General features: G+C 54.6%; 15 protein-coding genes. 10 read left to right on the forward strand and 5 right to left on the reverse strand.

The genetic code is table 11. From position 1 onward, the window contains the following. The first annotated feature begins 139 nt into the window (after nt 1-139). The 3 genes from AC2FPW_RS04410 to AC2FPW_RS04420 all read left to right on the forward strand — a co-directional run bounded on the left by AC2FPW_RS04410 (nt 140) and on the right by AC2FPW_RS04420 (nt 1,893). Complete coding sequence (locus AC2FPW_RS04410; RefSeq protein ID WP_496812676.1) at nt 140-1,189, forward strand: helix-turn-helix domain-containing protein; 1,050 nt, start codon at nt 140-142, stop codon at nt 1,187-1,189. Between the two features lie 141 nt (nt 1,190-1,330). After that, on the forward strand, nt 1,331-1,615 hold the full coding sequence (locus tag AC2FPW_RS04415; protein ID WP_480472954.1) for a CopG family ribbon-helix-helix protein: 285 nt from the start codon (nt 1,331-1,333) through the stop codon (nt 1,613-1,615). After that, the gene (locus AC2FPW_RS04420; RefSeq protein ID WP_170724935.1) at nt 1,612-1,893 is read left to right on the forward strand and encodes a type II toxin-antitoxin system RelE/ParE family toxin; all 282 of its coding nucleotides are present in this window, start codon (nt 1,612-1,614) and stop codon (nt 1,891-1,893) included. Before AC2FPW_RS04415 ends, AC2FPW_RS04420 begins: the two co-directional genes overlap by 4 nt. A 191-nt stretch (nt 1,894-2,084) precedes the next feature. On the opposite strand, the gene eruA is transcribed toward AC2FPW_RS04420, so the two are convergent. Continuing rightward, nucleotides 2,085-6,200 (reverse strand): NACHT domain-containing antiphage protein EruA, encoded by a 4,116-nt coding sequence (eruA, locus tag AC2FPW_RS04425; RefSeq protein ID WP_496812677.1) that lies wholly within the window; start codon nt 6,198-6,200, stop codon nt 2,085-2,087. A 142-nt stretch (nt 6,201-6,342) separates the two neighbouring features. Between eruA and AC2FPW_RS04430 the strand changes: the two genes are divergently transcribed. Then, entirely contained in the window at nt 6,343-7,341 is a 999-nt protein-coding gene (locus AC2FPW_RS04430; RefSeq protein WP_102859880.1) for a hypothetical protein, read from the forward strand. A gap of 163 nt (nt 7,342-7,504) precedes the next feature. On the opposite strand, the gene AC2FPW_RS04435 is transcribed toward AC2FPW_RS04430, so the two are convergent. After that, the gene (locus AC2FPW_RS04435; RefSeq protein ID WP_496812678.1) at nt 7,505-8,386 is read right to left on the reverse strand and encodes a sterol desaturase family protein; all 882 of its coding nucleotides are present in this window, start codon (nt 8,384-8,386) and stop codon (nt 7,505-7,507) included. Between the two features lie 393 nt (nt 8,387-8,779). On the opposite strand from AC2FPW_RS04435, the gene AC2FPW_RS04440 reads away from it, so the two are divergent. Next, entirely contained in the window at nt 8,780-8,956 is a 177-nt protein-coding gene (locus AC2FPW_RS04440) for a hypothetical protein (protein ID WP_496812679.1), read from the forward strand. A 121-nt stretch (nt 8,957-9,077) separates the two neighbouring features. On the opposite strand, the gene AC2FPW_RS04445 is transcribed toward AC2FPW_RS04440, so the two are convergent. Beyond that, complete coding sequence (locus AC2FPW_RS04445; protein ID WP_496812680.1) at nt 9,078-9,770, reverse strand: hypothetical protein; 693 nt, start codon at nt 9,768-9,770, stop codon at nt 9,078-9,080. Nucleotides 9,771-9,851: 81 nt separating this feature from the next. Here AC2FPW_RS04445 and AC2FPW_RS04450 point away from each other — a divergent pair, with 81 nt between their 5' ends. The 3 genes from AC2FPW_RS04450 to AC2FPW_RS04460 all read left to right on the forward strand — a co-directional run bounded on the left by AC2FPW_RS04450 (nt 9,852) and on the right by AC2FPW_RS04460 (nt 11,159). Continuing rightward, nucleotides 9,852-10,304 carry a MarR family winged helix-turn-helix transcriptional regulator gene (locus AC2FPW_RS04450; RefSeq protein WP_496812681.1) on the forward strand — a complete coding sequence of 151 codons (453 nt, stop codon included), beginning with the start codon at nt 9,852-9,854 and terminating at the stop codon, nt 10,302-10,304. Between the two features lies 1 nt (nt 10,305). Then, nucleotides 10,306-10,530: a hypothetical protein gene (locus AC2FPW_RS04455; RefSeq protein WP_496812682.1), complete on the forward strand. Its 225-nt coding sequence runs from the start codon at nt 10,306-10,308 to the stop codon at nt 10,528-10,530. Between the two features lie 74 nt (nt 10,531-10,604). Continuing rightward, nucleotides 10,605-11,159 (forward strand): class I SAM-dependent methyltransferase, encoded by a 555-nt coding sequence (locus AC2FPW_RS04460; protein ID WP_496812683.1) that lies wholly within the window; start codon nt 10,605-10,607, stop codon nt 11,157-11,159. Nucleotides 11,160-11,355: 196 nt separating this feature from the next. Here AC2FPW_RS04460 and AC2FPW_RS04465 read toward each other — a convergent pair whose 3' ends face one another. Both AC2FPW_RS04465 and AC2FPW_RS04470 read right to left on the reverse strand, forming a co-directional pair. Further along, nucleotides 11,356-11,850 (reverse strand): DUF6714 family protein, encoded by a 495-nt coding sequence (locus tag AC2FPW_RS04465; RefSeq protein ID WP_496812684.1) that lies wholly within the window; start codon nt 11,848-11,850, stop codon nt 11,356-11,358. 373 nt (nt 11,851-12,223) lie between these two features. Beyond that, nucleotides 12,224-12,901, reverse strand: coding sequence for an ankyrin repeat domain-containing protein (locus tag AC2FPW_RS04470; RefSeq protein WP_496812685.1), 678 nt, complete (start codon nt 12,899-12,901; stop codon nt 12,224-12,226). Nucleotides 12,902-12,962: 61 nt separating this feature from the next. Between AC2FPW_RS04470 and AC2FPW_RS04475 the strand changes: the two genes are divergently transcribed. Next, a complete protein-coding gene (locus AC2FPW_RS04475) occupies nt 12,963-13,307 on the forward strand; it encodes a WGR domain-containing protein (protein WP_496812686.1) in 345 nt (114 codons plus the stop codon). A 525-nt stretch (nt 13,308-13,832) separates the two neighbouring features. Beyond that, on the forward strand, nt 13,833-14,237 hold the full coding sequence (locus tag AC2FPW_RS04480; protein WP_496812687.1) for a DUF3768 domain-containing protein: 405 nt from the start codon (nt 13,833-13,835) through the stop codon (nt 14,235-14,237). Nucleotides 14,238-14,527 lie beyond the last annotated feature (290 nt).

Here is a 14,527-nt window from a genome sequence, read left to right on the forward strand (position 1 = left end):
CCGAAACCGGAGCTTCGAGGGCTGCTGCGCAAAGCGCAATTCTTAGATTAGACACCTAGAATCTAGCAGCACCCGAATCGCCACACAAGAAAAAACGCTCTTGAGCGAACGGGTAATTTTTGTCTGCCGATAGATAATCATGAAAACAGTAGCAGCATTGGCTCCAAATGGAGCAAACTTGTCGGGGACGGCAGGGCAGGGGAGTAGTACGCCCAAAAAATGGATACTTCTTCGCGCCGTTGAAGAGGCCAGAGAACCTCTTGGGTTGAAATCCACAACTCTCAATGTCCTGAGAGCCATGATTTCTTTTGTGGGCGGTGATCAGATTACTGCGGACCAAGATGATCATCACATCTGCTTCGCTTCCAACGCGGCGATCGCCAAACGAACCCATGTCAGCGTGCAGACAGTTGAGCGTCATATCTCGACGCTGGTTGAGCTTGGACTTATCCGCCGCGTAATGAGCGCAAACGGCAAGAGATGGGCGCGCCGGGATCGACAGGGCAGGGTGGTCACTGCAACTGGGCTCTCCATAATGCCTTTGTGTGAACGGCACGCTGAGTTCATCCAAGAAGCCCAGCGGCATGCTGATCGCGTTCTCGAGTTCACTGTACTCCGCGACAAGGTTTCCGCCGCTCTGGCGCGCCTTAGGGACCTCGTAGCAAATGACACCGCGATCTCTGATTTGATGACCACCGTCCGCAATGCTCTGCGTCGCAAACCAGATGCGAATGTACTCTGCGAGCTATTGGCAGAAATCTCTGTGGAAATCTCAGAAGTAACACAGACAGATACAGAAAATTTGAGGGACAGTGACAATGAAATTGAGGGGCACAAAGAGGACTCTTTGAATCCGGAAGTTAAGAAAGAAAAACTTTATCAGATTCAAGTTTCTCCAGACCAAATGGAGCGCAGTTTTCCACGGCTATGCTCAGAGCTACGCTTTGCAAAAGATCAGCACCACTGTGATCGGCTTATGGATGATATCGCCGAGTATCTACGGCTTGGCCAAACCTGGTATGCAATGAAATCAACGTTTGGCCCAGCTATTCGCTTCATCGTTCTCGGGTACATCTTTCAGCGTGCTGAGAACATACAGTCTCCAGGGGCTTATCTGATTTCTCTGATGTCAAAGATCGATCGGGGAGACATGCAGCCAACCGCATTGTTGGCGCAAAACTCAAAATAACCGCGGACGAGCAGGCCGTACTTATGAATTCCCATCTCGCTTATGAGTTCAGAGCAACAGATGAAGTTCATCCCATCGATCTATTGTGAATAGAATGCGGATGTATTACATTGTACTACACAGCGGAAACAGGTGATTGCGATGAGAACCAGCCCATATTCAATCCGTCTTGATGAAGACTTGAGAAAGTCTCTGGAACGAGAAGCTGCGATAGAAGATCGGCCGCCTGCGCAGCTCGCTGTACGAGCAATTAGAATGATGTTGGAATCCAAGGCCGCAAAGCGAGCAGCCATTGATGCAGCTGTCGAAAAAGCAGATCTAGGTAAGTTCATCACGGCAGACGAAATGAATGCCTGGATAGACAGCTGGGATACCGAGAATGAGCTCTCTGCTCCGGTCGCAAGCGGGCAATCCAATAGCCAATGAAAATTGTATTTCTCGAAGATACGGCCCGGGACATTCAATGGTTCCGCTACTACTACACGTCTGTTTTTCCTGAAGGCAGCGAAAAGGCACGAGCACAGCTCAAAGCCATTCAGCTTACTCTTGCAGCAAACCCGTATGCAGGTCACCCAAGTGACACACGCCAAGACGTACGGGAGCTTTCAGTACCGCGAACCCCATTTACGCTAATCTATCGTGTAATGCCCACTCAGATAGAAATTCTGCGTCTCTGGGATACCCGGCAGGGCGCAGACTATTAAAACCCGGAGTCTAAACTGGCGGCATCAGCCAGGCAGCGTAGGGGGTAAGAAATCGAACTTATTCTGCTATTCGACCTCTAGCTTCTGCACAGAGGGCGGGAAGCTGCCGTTAGCTGCAGTTGCGACAGACATAGCAGCTGACTGCAGAAGTGGACATTCAGTGGCCGCCGTTCTCGGCCTTGTTGGCTAGCTCAAGCGGGTATGTCGCTTGCAGGCGAGACATCGAGCACATACACATCTATGCGGCCACGCAAGTCATCCGGCAATTGCGTTTTGATCGCAGCCCGAAGGTCTTCGGCAGACTGAAAACCGTGACGGCTTGATCCGGCAACAACCTCTCCGGGACCATACCAAAGAACAAGGTAAATACCCTGTTCATCAGCGTCCGGATGCATGGCGTAACGATCCGCCAATTGCGTAGCAGCTGCCCCAAATAGATCTCGGTGCCATTGGCCTTTGCCCTCAATGACGAGCATCCGCGGGGCACCATTGACCATGCGCGTGGCTGTGAGATCACACCTGTTTCGCTCTTCGAGCTGATGCTCCACCACGTCGTGGATATCCATAGGTGCCAAGCGAGGTCGCAGCCATGCCGCGACGCGCGCCATTCCCCGGATTTCATTCAGCCGAACACCGCCGTCGTAAAACTGGTCTCTGAGCCCGGTGTGACCCGCCAGAACATCTCTCTGCAGCTCTTGGAAGAGCTCCATAACCAGAGTGCGCGCTTGCTCGACACTGGCTGGCAAGCCTGCGTCGATAAAGCGTGCGACTTCGGCCGGTCCCGGACGCGTTGTCGCCATTGCCGATCTGCGGCGAAGCTCTGCTCGGATGCTGCGAAGATCATTGTAGGAGGGAGCCATGATGTCTTGTGCGAGAAGTCTCTCGATAACCGGCAAAGCAGCGTTCGGCTCATCACGACCGATTTGCCAAACGCAATCTCGGAGGAAGCGATAGGCCGTCTCGCCTCTCGGGCTGCCGGTGCCCCAGCTCGATGGAAGAGGGACGACAGGCCAATGAGGCCGATAGGAAAGCTGTATCCGTTCAATCTTTACGGCGGACAACGTCGACCAAATTCCGTCCCCGTCTCGACCGCGGTCCCGACGGTGCTCCAACCAAAAGACAAGGTCTGGATTACGAGCCATGTAGGCCCAGACCTCCGGATTGATGTCATCGGCAAACCAGAAATCGCGCAAGAACCAGAATTGGCGCTGCTCTTCGAGCCTGTGAGGCAAAACCCCTCTGTCCAGGATAACACAGCGGTCACGGATAAGTGCCAAGAGGGCGTCGCGATCCCCAAAACTCGCAGCCATATCGAATAAAGACTCGAGGGTTTGGATCGGGAGCTCAGGAAATCGCTGAAGCCATTCGAGCGGAAGTGTGGCCCTAAGATGACTGAGCACAGACTCGCGGTGGAGGATGTGAAGATCACAAAACTCGCTAGACGCTTCTAGCGCAGGTTCAAGATACGCCCGGGCATAGGCTTCGCTTTCTTCTGGAGAGAGCTGGACCTGTCGCTGCACTTCGGCATGAAACGCTTCGTGCTCGCCTTCTTCATAGGTGTTATAGCCGCCAGTGTCCGGAAGTATTGCAAGCAAAACCTCCGGCGCCACCGCATCCAGCGTGCCAGAAGCCCGATATTCGGCGAGAGCACCGGCAAGAAAGATCTGAACCCGAGCTCTGGCATCTCCCGAACCAACTTCTCTAATCGTTGGGCAGCGATCGGAAAGGCTTACAAGGCATTGACGGAGGGTGGTTTCCGGATCGAACAAACCATGGGTCACCCTAGGCAGGTTGTCGGGTTGAATAAGGTAGGCCCGGGCAACACTTTGGGTCCACCCAACGTTTTCGCCACGTTCAATTGAGTCCCTGTTTTCGAAAAAGAACGCCGTGTTTGCCGCCTCGATCCGCCGCTCGCGTCGTTGGCGACTCGCCTCGAATCTATAACGCCTAGGTCGTTGTTCCCGCCAACTCTCTCTCCTTGCACGGTTCATCCAAGCCCATTCTCTCATGAACGCAGGCTTCTCAAGCGCCTGTTCGCGGCAGTAGCGCCGAAAATCGTCAGGGCCCCGGGTTGACGTTTCCCCATAGTAGCGGTGGCCGCTCACGAAACGACCCCACAATGCCGAATTGTCGTTCTGAAAAGCGAGGTCCACCAGATGGCGGTCGTCGCCTTCACACAAACTCAAGCCTGAGTGCCCATAGTGTCCGATCACATCGAACAGCACATTGAATATCTGGTCTCGGTCGGTGAGCCCTGCGAAGGCACGCTCATGCAGCGCCCGCCTCAAGTTGTCGTCTCTCTGTAGCACTTCGACCGCGCGGCTTTGCCCCGTACCCAACTGATTGTGGTAATGCAGACTGCGGACCCAACCCCAGATTTGGTCCGGGTCGTAGGGACCTGGAGACAGCTCGAAATAGCGGTCGAGGAGCATTCCGACAATCTTGCTCACGCCATCCCGGCAATGGCAGGCATGTCGGTCGTTGCCGCATGTGCACTGCAATTCTGCTGTCAGATCATCGAGCAGCCGGACACAGGTCGCCTGATCAAGCGAACGCGTAAGACGCTTCAGGAAGTACCGCTCTTCAAAGGTCCCCGAACGACGACGCCCATTCTCGGTCGGATAGAGCGAAGCTGCGGCTCCTAGAGTGGCGAGGGCTTCATCATAAGGGGCTCTGAACCCAAGAAACATTAGAATTTCTGATGCCAGCCTCAGCGCGTCGCCTGTGCCGTCGGCGATGAGCCTTCGAAGAGCACCGGTGGAGTCGTAGCCGTTATCATTTAAGACGCAGGATAGGACATCGAGACGTGGACCAATGCCTGCGTCTGCATCAAATAGAACCGTTTCGAGCTCGGTGCGCAGATCGCGCACGACCGGAGAACCGACCAGCAGTTCGAGTAAAAGCCCTCGCAGATGCCCGTCACCTTCTTGGGCAAGGATTGGCCGAAGTGCTTCCAGTATATCTGGCGTGAAGAAGCCCGATGCGCGAAACGTGCGCCATCTGTCGCTTCGCCGAAAGTAGGGGTCGTCTGCATTCAGCTCTGCGAGCGCGTCAAGGAGCAAAATGCGTGAGGCCGATGTCAGTCTGGACGGATCGCCATTCGACAAAACCGCGTAGGCATCGAGTTCGATGGCGGCGTCCTGAACCGCCTGCGATCCAAGCGCCGCCATCCATCCAAGAAGACCTCGCAGGTCGTCGCGAACCACGCCGTTCGGGGCGATGAGCGCCATGGAGCGAGATAGATTAAGCCGCGCAGCAGGGTCATCGATGAGACCAACCAAGTGCTGCGCCGCACCATATTCGGCAACGATCCTATGCACAGGTTCGTGCTGATTGGCTGCGGTTCCGGGCCGAAAGAGCTTAGTTGATAGGGTGGATGCCGGACCGTCAACATCGAGCCCAATGGTTTCAAATTGCGGATGCAGGTCGTCTTCGGCGATGTCTCCGACTGCGACACCGTCTGCTCCTGACAGGAGCAGTTTTGCGAAGATCTCGTTTGCCCAAGATATCCGTCTGTGCCGGGCGGGCGCACCTGCGGTGACCACGTTTGGGTTCGCTTCCCTGGCTAGGTGTTCGATTGCCAGAGTGAAGACGTCTGAGCGTGAGGGAAGGTGACCATCGGCTTCGACATAGGCTCCTGCGAACAGGCGCAGAAACTCCGGATTGCCGAGAAGGTGATGGAGGTCAAACCGGCTGATGTCTTCTGCGAATGCGTCGAACGACCAATCAGAATGAAGATGATCAAAGAGCAGCCGCTGTTCGTCTGTCGCCAGCGGGACGAGACGGAACACTTGGGGCTCAACCCCAAAAAGATCGCCGATGAGCCGGGTCTTCGCATCTTCCCATTCGCCTGATCGGCTGGAGAGCAGGACACGATCCGGTTCCGCATCGCGTATCTGATGCATAATGTCTAGAACGCGCGCATCACCGATACGCGCCACTTCATCAAAGGCGTCGACCACCAAGGTCGAGCTGCCTGCCCCGAGGCGGAAAGCACTGGCTCGGACGCGATTAACGCCGACCCGGTCAGCGATGCTATTCAGCAGCGCAGTTTTCCCCGCACCGGGTTCAGCTAGCAGGATCACAACTCCAGGCGCTGCCAGAAGCTCAGCTTCCGGCAGGATCAGGTCTCCATGGCGAAGTCTGCGGGGAATATGAAGTTCGCCTGGAATTTTCAGCTCTCGTTCTGGATTGTTTTCTAATAAATCTAGTGTCTTAGAACTAATCCATACTCGTTGTTCGGCTCCAAGAGTAGCTAATTTTTGATCTGATCGACCAATTTCCAGCACAGTAGTAATGCCAATCAATCATTGGATCTTTCCCTTGTCTACGCTCGTCAGCTATCCTGTTTTGATAGCAAGGAGGATCTGAGGTAAGGGACTGTCAAGGCGATTAAATTCAAGGATGCCCTCCTCGCGCCAAGATCTAAAAGCCGCCAAAGAGTAAAACATGTTTGAGCACCTGCAACGTCAATTACGCGCCTTATCGGAAACGACAGAAATATCTGTGCCTCTTGAGGCTGACGCAGATGGGTTTCTTGACAAGGAATGCCCGTCTGAAACTTGCTTGTTCCAATTCAAAGTGGCTGAAGAGGATTGGAAAAATATTGTTCGCGATGAAGAGGTTTTTTGCCCTTCATGCGGGCATTCTGCCAATGCGCAATCTTGGTTTACCAGAGAGCAGATAGAAGCAGCCAAGGAGTATGCACTTGGTCAGATTACCAACAGTATCAACTCTGCCATGCGGGCAGATGCGGCAGAATCTAAACGCCGGGCCAAGCGAAATTCATTTGTTAGCATAACTTTGGAGGCGACAGGCGGTCGCGACGCTGTTTTGCTGCCGGTAGCAGCCGCAAACCCAATGAGACTTAGAACGACCTGCGAGGAGTGCGAGTGTAGATATTCCTACGTAGGCGCCGCATATTTTTGTCCAAGCTGTGGAAATAATTCTGCCAGCCATACGTTTTTGCAGACGCTTGAAACTATCCGGACAGCAGCAGGGCTCAGAGCACAGCTTAGACAGACATTGGCGCGAGATGAGGCGGAGGTGATTGCGCAAACGCTGCTTGAAAAGGCCATGCAGGACACCGTCATGTCGTTCCAAAGAGTCTCGGAGCAGTTTTATGAACGGCGGACAGGTCGCGCCGCTAAGCGTAACGCTTTCCAACGTCTCGACACAGGTTCAGAGTTGTGGGAGGCCGAGTTGGGCGCGAGTTATGAAAGCATCCTAGGTATCGACGCTATGAATCGGCTGGTGATCTATTATCAGCAAAGACATCTTCTGGCGCATCAACAGGGGATTGTGGATGCGGATTACTTAACACGCAGTCAAGACACCCAATATACAATCGGTCAACGTCTCATAATCCGTGAAGCGGCAGTTTTGGATTTTGCTGGCTTGATTGAAAAACTGGGCAATGAAATCATGAAACGATGTGCGCTCGCATAGACAAAAACAAAGGCTAGCGTTGCCCGCGATATGTGAGTTTGCCAGGGCCAAGATTTCGTATCTGCAGCGAATGGCGGCGATACGGAGTGCGACCGCAGCATCCGAGAGCAAGGTCGAAAGTCCGGTAAGGGCCGCAAAAGATCATCGGTTCACATCTTTGGATCTATTTGTCGGCGCCCGGCTTGGATGAGATGGATGAAGATTGCTTCCGATGGCTGCGGGCATCAAGCGCACCTCCACTTGCTGGGCCGAGAAAGGGTTGAATCAACATCCGGTCGAGCCAGAGGTCGCGGCGCGTGCGAAACTGCTTGATGCCGACCACCATACCCTTGTGCCCTTTCGCAGGCTGCGCGACGTAAGTTCCCAGGAGCCGATCCCACCAGGGTAGATAAAAGCCGAAGTTCGAGTTGGTTTCGCGTGGATCAATGGAATGGTGCACTCGGTGCATGTCCGGGGTGACGATGATCCATCTGAGGAAACGATCTATCGGGCGCGGAAGATCAATGTTGGCGTGATTAAAAAGCGCGGTCGCGTTCAAGATGACCTCGAACAAGAGCACGGCGACAGCGGGGGGCCCTAAGGCTGCAACAACCGCCAGCTTGATCGCCATCGAGATGAGGATTTCTACCGGGTGGAACCGCAAGCCTGTGGTCGCGTCGAAATCAAGATCTGCGTGATGCATCCGGTGCAACCGCCAAAGCCCCGGTACTGCGTGGAACATCACGTGCTGAAGATAGATCGCAAGATCGAGAAGCAGCATTGAGACCGCGGTGGCAACCCAAACCGGTACATCTATGTTGTTGAAGAGCCCCCATCCGCGGTCTTCGGCCATCACCGCAAGACCAACTGCGAGGATCGGAAAGGTCAGCCGCAGGATCGCGGTGTCGAGCACAACGAGCGCCAGGTTGTTTGTCCATCGCACAACGCGTGGTAATTCCCGTCGTCGCCGGGGTGCTGCAACTTCCCATAGTGCCATGACCGCCAGAATGCCCAGAAAGGCAACAAGGCGGATGGTCGGCTCAGCTGCAAGAATGGTGTCAGACATGGAGCGTGTCTTTCCGGGTTGTCGGTCGCGGCGGGTCTGCCATCATTTCTTAGTGACGATTGGTCCTTTGTAAGAAATAGCAGATATTCACGTGAAATCATCTGAGGGCAGCTTTATCCAGCACCCAACTGCCTACCAACAACTGCTGCCGTTCATTGAGCAGGTTTGACAGATGATCCCTGGTCTGAGACGTTCCCAACATTCGCAAGGGAGATTCTAACAATGGACCAGCATACTTTCTGATCCCGCCGCGCGCTGACCTTGATTGGCAGAATGCGCATTGAAACGCCCCTGCGGAGGACTCTGACAATGGACATACGGCGCTAGCCCATCGTGGGCGTTCGCAGTCGAGCATCTGCGCGACTTCAGCTTCCTTTTGTCATGAGGTGCATCATGCCCTTCAAACCACCAAAAACCACCTTCGGGCGGACCCTTCCTGCTGTGGAGGATACACCGAAATCCCCTAAGCTGGTGAAAGCCAAAGCCAAGCCGCAGCGCGATCTGCGTGTGAAGACACCATCGCGTGCGTCCAAACGGATGAACATGCCCGGAAAAGCGGGCAGTCGTTAGAGACTGGTGCGGGGCGTGTCGTGTGCCCCGCACTTCTAATCAGGATGGTCCAAAGGCGCCCTATACACTCCACGCTTCGCCAAACACCGGCACGAACTGTTTTTCAGGTATAGTCATCCCTTCATGGAGCGGCATTCGACTCGCTTGTTGAAGTCGCTCGCTTTGCGACGGCATTGCTCTCAAGAATTTCGCAAGACCCGGGGCCTCGAAGGTGATCGCCACCAGACATCAGACCAGCGGTAATCGAACCCAGGTATCCAAGCGACAGAATTGTAACCGCCACACATACCCGCTTCGACCGGAAACGCAGACCGATCGGTATGGCGAGGGCTAGACCCAAACCGATCTCGAAGATCAGGAAATACTGGCCGTAATGGCGTGGATCCCAATAGGACACTGGCGAGCGGAAGATCCAATTTGTGAACGGCATCCATTGCGCGCGCGCATCTTCATGGTGCAGCAGGAAGTCAGCCCCGACATGCAAAAGCGCGGAGCTGGCAAATACCATCACAATCAAAACTACTTTGCGGGGCAACAATGTAGGTACGAGCAGACAGACGACGCTCAGGGTGATGAGGGTGAGATATGCAGGGATCGAGTTCAGCAGAATTTGAAGCGTCGTCCATGGCTGTTCCCAGTAACGATAGTGGAACACTTCGCATCCGCTGGCCCCCCGCAACCGCTCGATGACAAACATCGCCCACACGTCGGTATCCGGCACTAGCGCGCCTATCAGGCCTGCCAGCGCGACTGTACGATTCCCCGGCCTGGCGAAGACAGCAGCCCCGACCAGAAGATGGGTTTGGGTGAACACTATCACCTCCACTACTTGACATCTAGGTTGTCATATTCAATTATGACACCCAAGTTGTCAATTGGAAGCTCGGAGCCTTGTATGACGGAAAGACAAGAAGAGCTTGTCGCGCTGATCAGAGAAATCCGGACCGGATTCAACCGGCTCAAATCCGTCGCTGAAATCCTGCACAGCGATCTGGAAATCAACCCGTCGATGCGGGCGGTCCTTCAGGCGCTGGTTATCAAGGCACCGCAAACGGTTCCTGAAATCGCCAAGGCAAAAGGTGTCTCGCGTCAACATGTCCAAAAGAACATGAACGCCTTGCTGGAGAAGCGTCTTATCCAAGCGCAAGATAATCCGGATCACAAGCGGTCGGGAGTCTACCTTCCAACACCCGCGGGCAAAAAGCTCTTTGCAGAGATTCAAACCCGGGAAGAAGCACCGATGGCCGAGTTGGCTGAGGCCCTGGCCACGTATGACGTCGCTGCTTCTGTTCACCTGCTGGCCCGCCTCAATGAAGCGATTGAAACCATGATGGAGAAAGGAATCTGACATGGCACAGCAATCGAAACGGCACGGGAAGACCTTCGGGATCGCCTTTTTCGCGCTGCTGGTCTGGGGCGTCGTTGCCCTTTGGTCCTGGAATATCTTTGCGGTGGAGCTTTTGGGTCTTCCTGAGATGGCGTATCGCCATGCGATTGCCATCGGCATTCTCGTCCTTTCGGCTGGCGCATTGCTGGTGTTGCCTCTGTGGATTTCTCGGGCAGGCAACTCCTAGTGTCAGTGAAGTCTAAGATCGTAGCGCAGTTCGGTCATCCATCGGGTCCGTTGGGTGCTCTGGCTGGTCGGATCATGGCGGCGCGGAAGTCGAACCGCTTTCGAAATGAAAAGACCGTCGAGATAATGGATCTTCGCCCTCACAGCCAGGTGCTTGAAATTGGTTGTGGCCCTGGCCTCGCCCTGTCGCGATGCGCCTCTCTCGTGACGTCTGGCCGGGTGGTCGGTCTTGATCATTCCGGAGTGATGATCCGTCAGGCCCGTAATCGACTGCGCAGACAGGGCGTCGCAAACCGAGTTGATTTATTAGAAGGGGGGATCGACCTGCTCACCGCTTGGCCGGAGACATTCGACCGCGTTTACTCGCTGAATGTCATCCAGTTTCAAAGCGACAAATCCGGTTTTTTTCGTGCCCTGTTTGATACTCTGGCACCGGGCGGCCTCTGTCTGACCACTTATCAACCGCGGCTTGACGCGAATGCCTCTGCGGCCGCACGCCGCATGATTTCCGGCATCGAGGACGCGCTCCATGCTGTCGGGTACGAGAACGTGAGAGAAATCAAAATCATTGACGGTGCCGTTCCGGCGACATGTGTCGTTGGCCAAAAAAATGATCCTCACCAAAGCTAACGCGGAACAAGCCAAAGAAGATTGATATCAAAGGCACGAAACGGAGTTTTGAAGGCGACTTGCGACAGACCTGGCGCAGTATAGGGAAATATCCGACCTGGCCTCCGCAATTAAACACGGATGGCTGACACAGCTGATTTGATGACGGATATCGCAGATTACACTTCGAAATCGCAACCCAGTTTTGATGCGACCATCAATCCGGTTCCAGCAATTCGACATCCATCCAGTGGTTCATCAATGCCATTTCCACAAATTCACCGAGATCGGGGTGATCGGTGAAATAATGCATAATCCGTGCCACTACTTCCTCTTGAACTGGTGTTAAAAGGCTGAACTTGGACTTCCTGAACTCGTGCAGCATTTCCTTTGACCTACCGGGATTCAGCGCCAGAAGATGGCTTTCATTGGCATATTCCGGGCTGCCCGAATTGCGAAGCGTCCAGATCAGATAAGCGGGCAAGTAGTATTGAAATGCCTTTGCGCTGAAAGCTGTGGGGGCAGCGTATCCGTGAATGATCATCTGATCGGTCATCTCCGGCCACCTGACGCCTCCGTAAAATTCAAGAATATCCACATCGTCCATGCAGTCGGGATGTAAAAGTTCATCATTGAGGGGAGGGTCAAATCCGTCAAATGCAGCTTTGATCTGGGTTATGAAAGCTTTTGTAGTTATAATATCCTTTGGCATGACCAAATATTAATATGGCCGACATCCTGAAAGCGAGCGTTTTGGCCGCAACCCGAATTTGAGTAAGTGCCATGGAGTCCAAACATAGGCTTTTTCGGATATCCATCAGGAGTTCCACGATGCCTCTATCCACACCCTTGAACTGATTTCACCCGACCCGGTCAATGATGACTGGACTCTGTTGCAAGGTTTGAAGCTGACAGAACACTCCTGGCGATTGCAACGAAACTAGGCAGTCAACTCAGCGAATTGTTTGAACGGACAGAGTCCGGGCGTAAATTGGCCTTTTTGGGTCATGTGTGACACTTCGATAACCAAGCTGCTATCGGTGCCTTTAAGGTGAAACTTACCGCTTCCGCATGTTGGATGGGCTTCAGTCCTCTTTTCTGAGCCGCTCTGCCATCTTAGCAAATCCGCGTAGTTCAGCGTGTTCGAGTGGTGTAGTTCCATTTCGATCGGCAAGCGATCGGTCAGCACCCGCTGTCAACAGTGCATCCAGAACTGCAAGGTGATTTGGGCCGCCGTCACCAAGCACAACGGCTTCCATAACTGCTGTCCAGTGCAGATTGTTCACATGGTCCAAAGGCGCGCCAGCGGCGATCAGCCGTCGGACAATCTCGACATGACCAAGATGCGCGGCTGCTATAAGAGCCGTTCCTTCATAAGGGCTGGTCGTCAGGCCGGGATCGTTGCCCAACTCGATTGCGAGCGCCATCAGTTCTGGATCGTTTGCAACGGCCGCAATCGTGACAACGTCGTAGGCCTGATCTTCGAGTGCGTTCATGTCGGCACCGGCCTCAGCGAGTGCACGCAACGCTTCGTCCTCCGAGGCGAAGGCTGCAACATGGGCTGGGGTGCGACCTTGGAGGTCCCGCGCGTTGACGTTTGCCCCCGCCGCCACCAGCTGCCGGATTATTTCTACGTTGCCGGTGTGTGCGGCTGCGAAGAGACCTTCGTAATCCGCGATCTCTCCAACCGAAGGCGGCGTCTGCGCTGTGCCCGCGTTGGCAGTAAGACCTGTTACGAGCGAAAATAGTAAAAGACGAAACATGGCCAATCCTCTTACCTGCATATTGATCAGGACGGTGGGATAATAACAGCGGATCTATTCGATGTCCTTTTCCATTCAGGATCAGAATCCATTCCGACGAATGGATCTTGCAAAGTCATTGGACAGACGAGCTGAATTGACCGACAATCGCGTCATGGAGCTGTCAGCGACCACACCTGTCCACCTGATCCATATGGCCCCGGACGTCAACATGGCGCGGTTCTATGGAATAGAATTGCAGCCGACGCTGTTTGGCGAAGTGTCCGTCCTGCGGACCTGGGGACGTATCGGCACAAACGGGCAGGCCATGATGGTGACATATGACAACGAAGCCCAGGCCACTGTTGCACTCCAAAAACTCGAAAAGCAAAAGCGCCGCCGAGGGTATGTCCCGGTCGGTGAGTGATTTCGGGCTGCAGCCTTTGTCCCTTGGCAAATCCCGAGCCTGTCGCCTCGTGACCGGGCTCCAGGTTTCAGCCGGCATGCCGGCTTCCACCCAGAACACCCCGACATGATCTCCCTTTCCAGTAGCCCCTGAACCGTCTCATGCGAGCCGGGGCAGGGGCTTTGGTTCATGTTCGGTCCATGCCGCGGTGATCCGCCCGTTCGGGTGCCGATCCCTTTTGCGCTCCCGCAGGATCGAAGATCCTTTGGCTTCTTTTGTTGGTCAGGCGGGATTTGGACAAGCCAAACGCCACTCGACGTCAGGGGGAAGGCGCGGCCTCCCCCCTCGGACAAGACAAATAGACAAGACCGTGTCCTCGCGCGGTGCGCTGCGGGCCGCACCACTCTTGTCGATTTGTCCTGTCTCGCCCCTCTCCGCGTTCGCCACGAGGCAGGTTTTAGAGACGACGTCCTTTCAGGGCTCGGCTCAAAACCAGCACCAAAGGGGATCAACCCCGGAGGTCGCACCACAAAAGGAGAGACGGTTTTGGACAGTGAAGCAACAACAGACATCGAGAACGACACCTGCCTTCAGGCGACAAAGATCGCAGGACAGAATGATCTGTTTCGGAAAGCCCTGATCGATCCGACTGCGGCCATTGAGATGCACTCCAAAGGCATTCAGGGCCAGGTTTTTGTCACGCCCGGCGTGTCCGGCGAAGGGATTGAATTTCAGACTGCGGCTTTGGCTGCAGTGGCGTCGGATGACCAGTTTGATGAAGGCAATGACCCTTATGGCGATCACACGTTCGGAACGGTGACAGTCAGCGGTCAAAAGCTGTTCTGGAAAATCGATCTGTATGACGCGGATTACAGATACGGCTCCGACCGCCCGTTTGACACGTCAGTGACGCGTCGCGTCCTGACCATCATGTGCCCCAGCGAATACTGATTTCCAACGCAGCTCAGAAAGGGGGTGATGAAAATAAGTCAGGAAACCTTGCAGCAACGACGGCGCGAAGCCGTCGAGCTGGTCAAGAAGGGAGGTCTCTCCGCCAAGATCGGCCTCGCCTTCTTGAAACAACACGCAGCCGCCTAAGCGGCCCCGCTCTACCCCGGAAGGGGTAGGGCACCCTTAACACGAAGCGACACACTCAAACAAGGATTTGGACTTCGTCCCTGTTTCCGGACACTGGGGTACTTTACCCCTGTCCATGAAAGGGGCACCGAATGGGACAACAT

It is taken from the genome of Ruegeria sp. SATB027 (assembly GCF_059613825.1).

Excerpts from the sequence above, each read along its gene's own strand:
- AC2FPW_RS04410 (WP_496812676.1), top strand. The coding sequence starts at position 140 with ATGAAAACAGTAGCAGCATTGGCTCCAAATGGAGCAAACTTGTCGGGG.
- AC2FPW_RS04475 (WP_496812686.1), top strand. The coding sequence starts at position 12,963 with ATGTCCTTTTCCATTCAGGATCAGAATCCATTCCGACGAATGGATCTT.
- AC2FPW_RS04465 (WP_496812684.1), bottom strand. The coding sequence starts at position 11,850 with ATGCCAAAGGATATTATAACTACAAAAGCTTTCATAACCCAGATCAAA.
- AC2FPW_RS04435 (WP_496812678.1), bottom strand. The coding sequence starts at position 8,386 with ATGTCTGACACCATTCTTGCAGCTGAGCCGACCATCCGCCTTGTTGCC.
- AC2FPW_RS04460 (WP_496812683.1), top strand. The coding sequence starts at position 10,605 with ATGGCGGCGCGGAAGTCGAACCGCTTTCGAAATGAAAAGACCGTCGAG.
- AC2FPW_RS04470 (WP_496812685.1), bottom strand. The coding sequence starts at position 12,901 with ATGTTTCGTCTTTTACTATTTTCGCTCGTAACAGGTCTTACTGCCAAC.
- AC2FPW_RS04420 (WP_170724935.1), top strand. The coding sequence starts at position 1,612 with ATGAAAATTGTATTTCTCGAAGATACGGCCCGGGACATTCAATGGTTC.
- AC2FPW_RS04415 (WP_480472954.1), top strand. The coding sequence starts at position 1,331 with ATGAGAACCAGCCCATATTCAATCCGTCTTGATGAAGACTTGAGAAAG.
- AC2FPW_RS04440 (WP_496812679.1), top strand. The coding sequence starts at position 8,780 with ATGCCCTTCAAACCACCAAAAACCACCTTCGGGCGGACCCTTCCTGCT.
- AC2FPW_RS04455 (WP_496812682.1), top strand. The coding sequence starts at position 10,306 with ATGGCACAGCAATCGAAACGGCACGGGAAGACCTTCGGGATCGCCTTT.
- AC2FPW_RS04450 (WP_496812681.1), top strand. The coding sequence starts at position 9,852 with ATGACGGAAAGACAAGAAGAGCTTGTCGCGCTGATCAGAGAAATCCGG.
- AC2FPW_RS04430 (WP_102859880.1), top strand. The coding sequence starts at position 6,343 with ATGTTTGAGCACCTGCAACGTCAATTACGCGCCTTATCGGAAACGACA.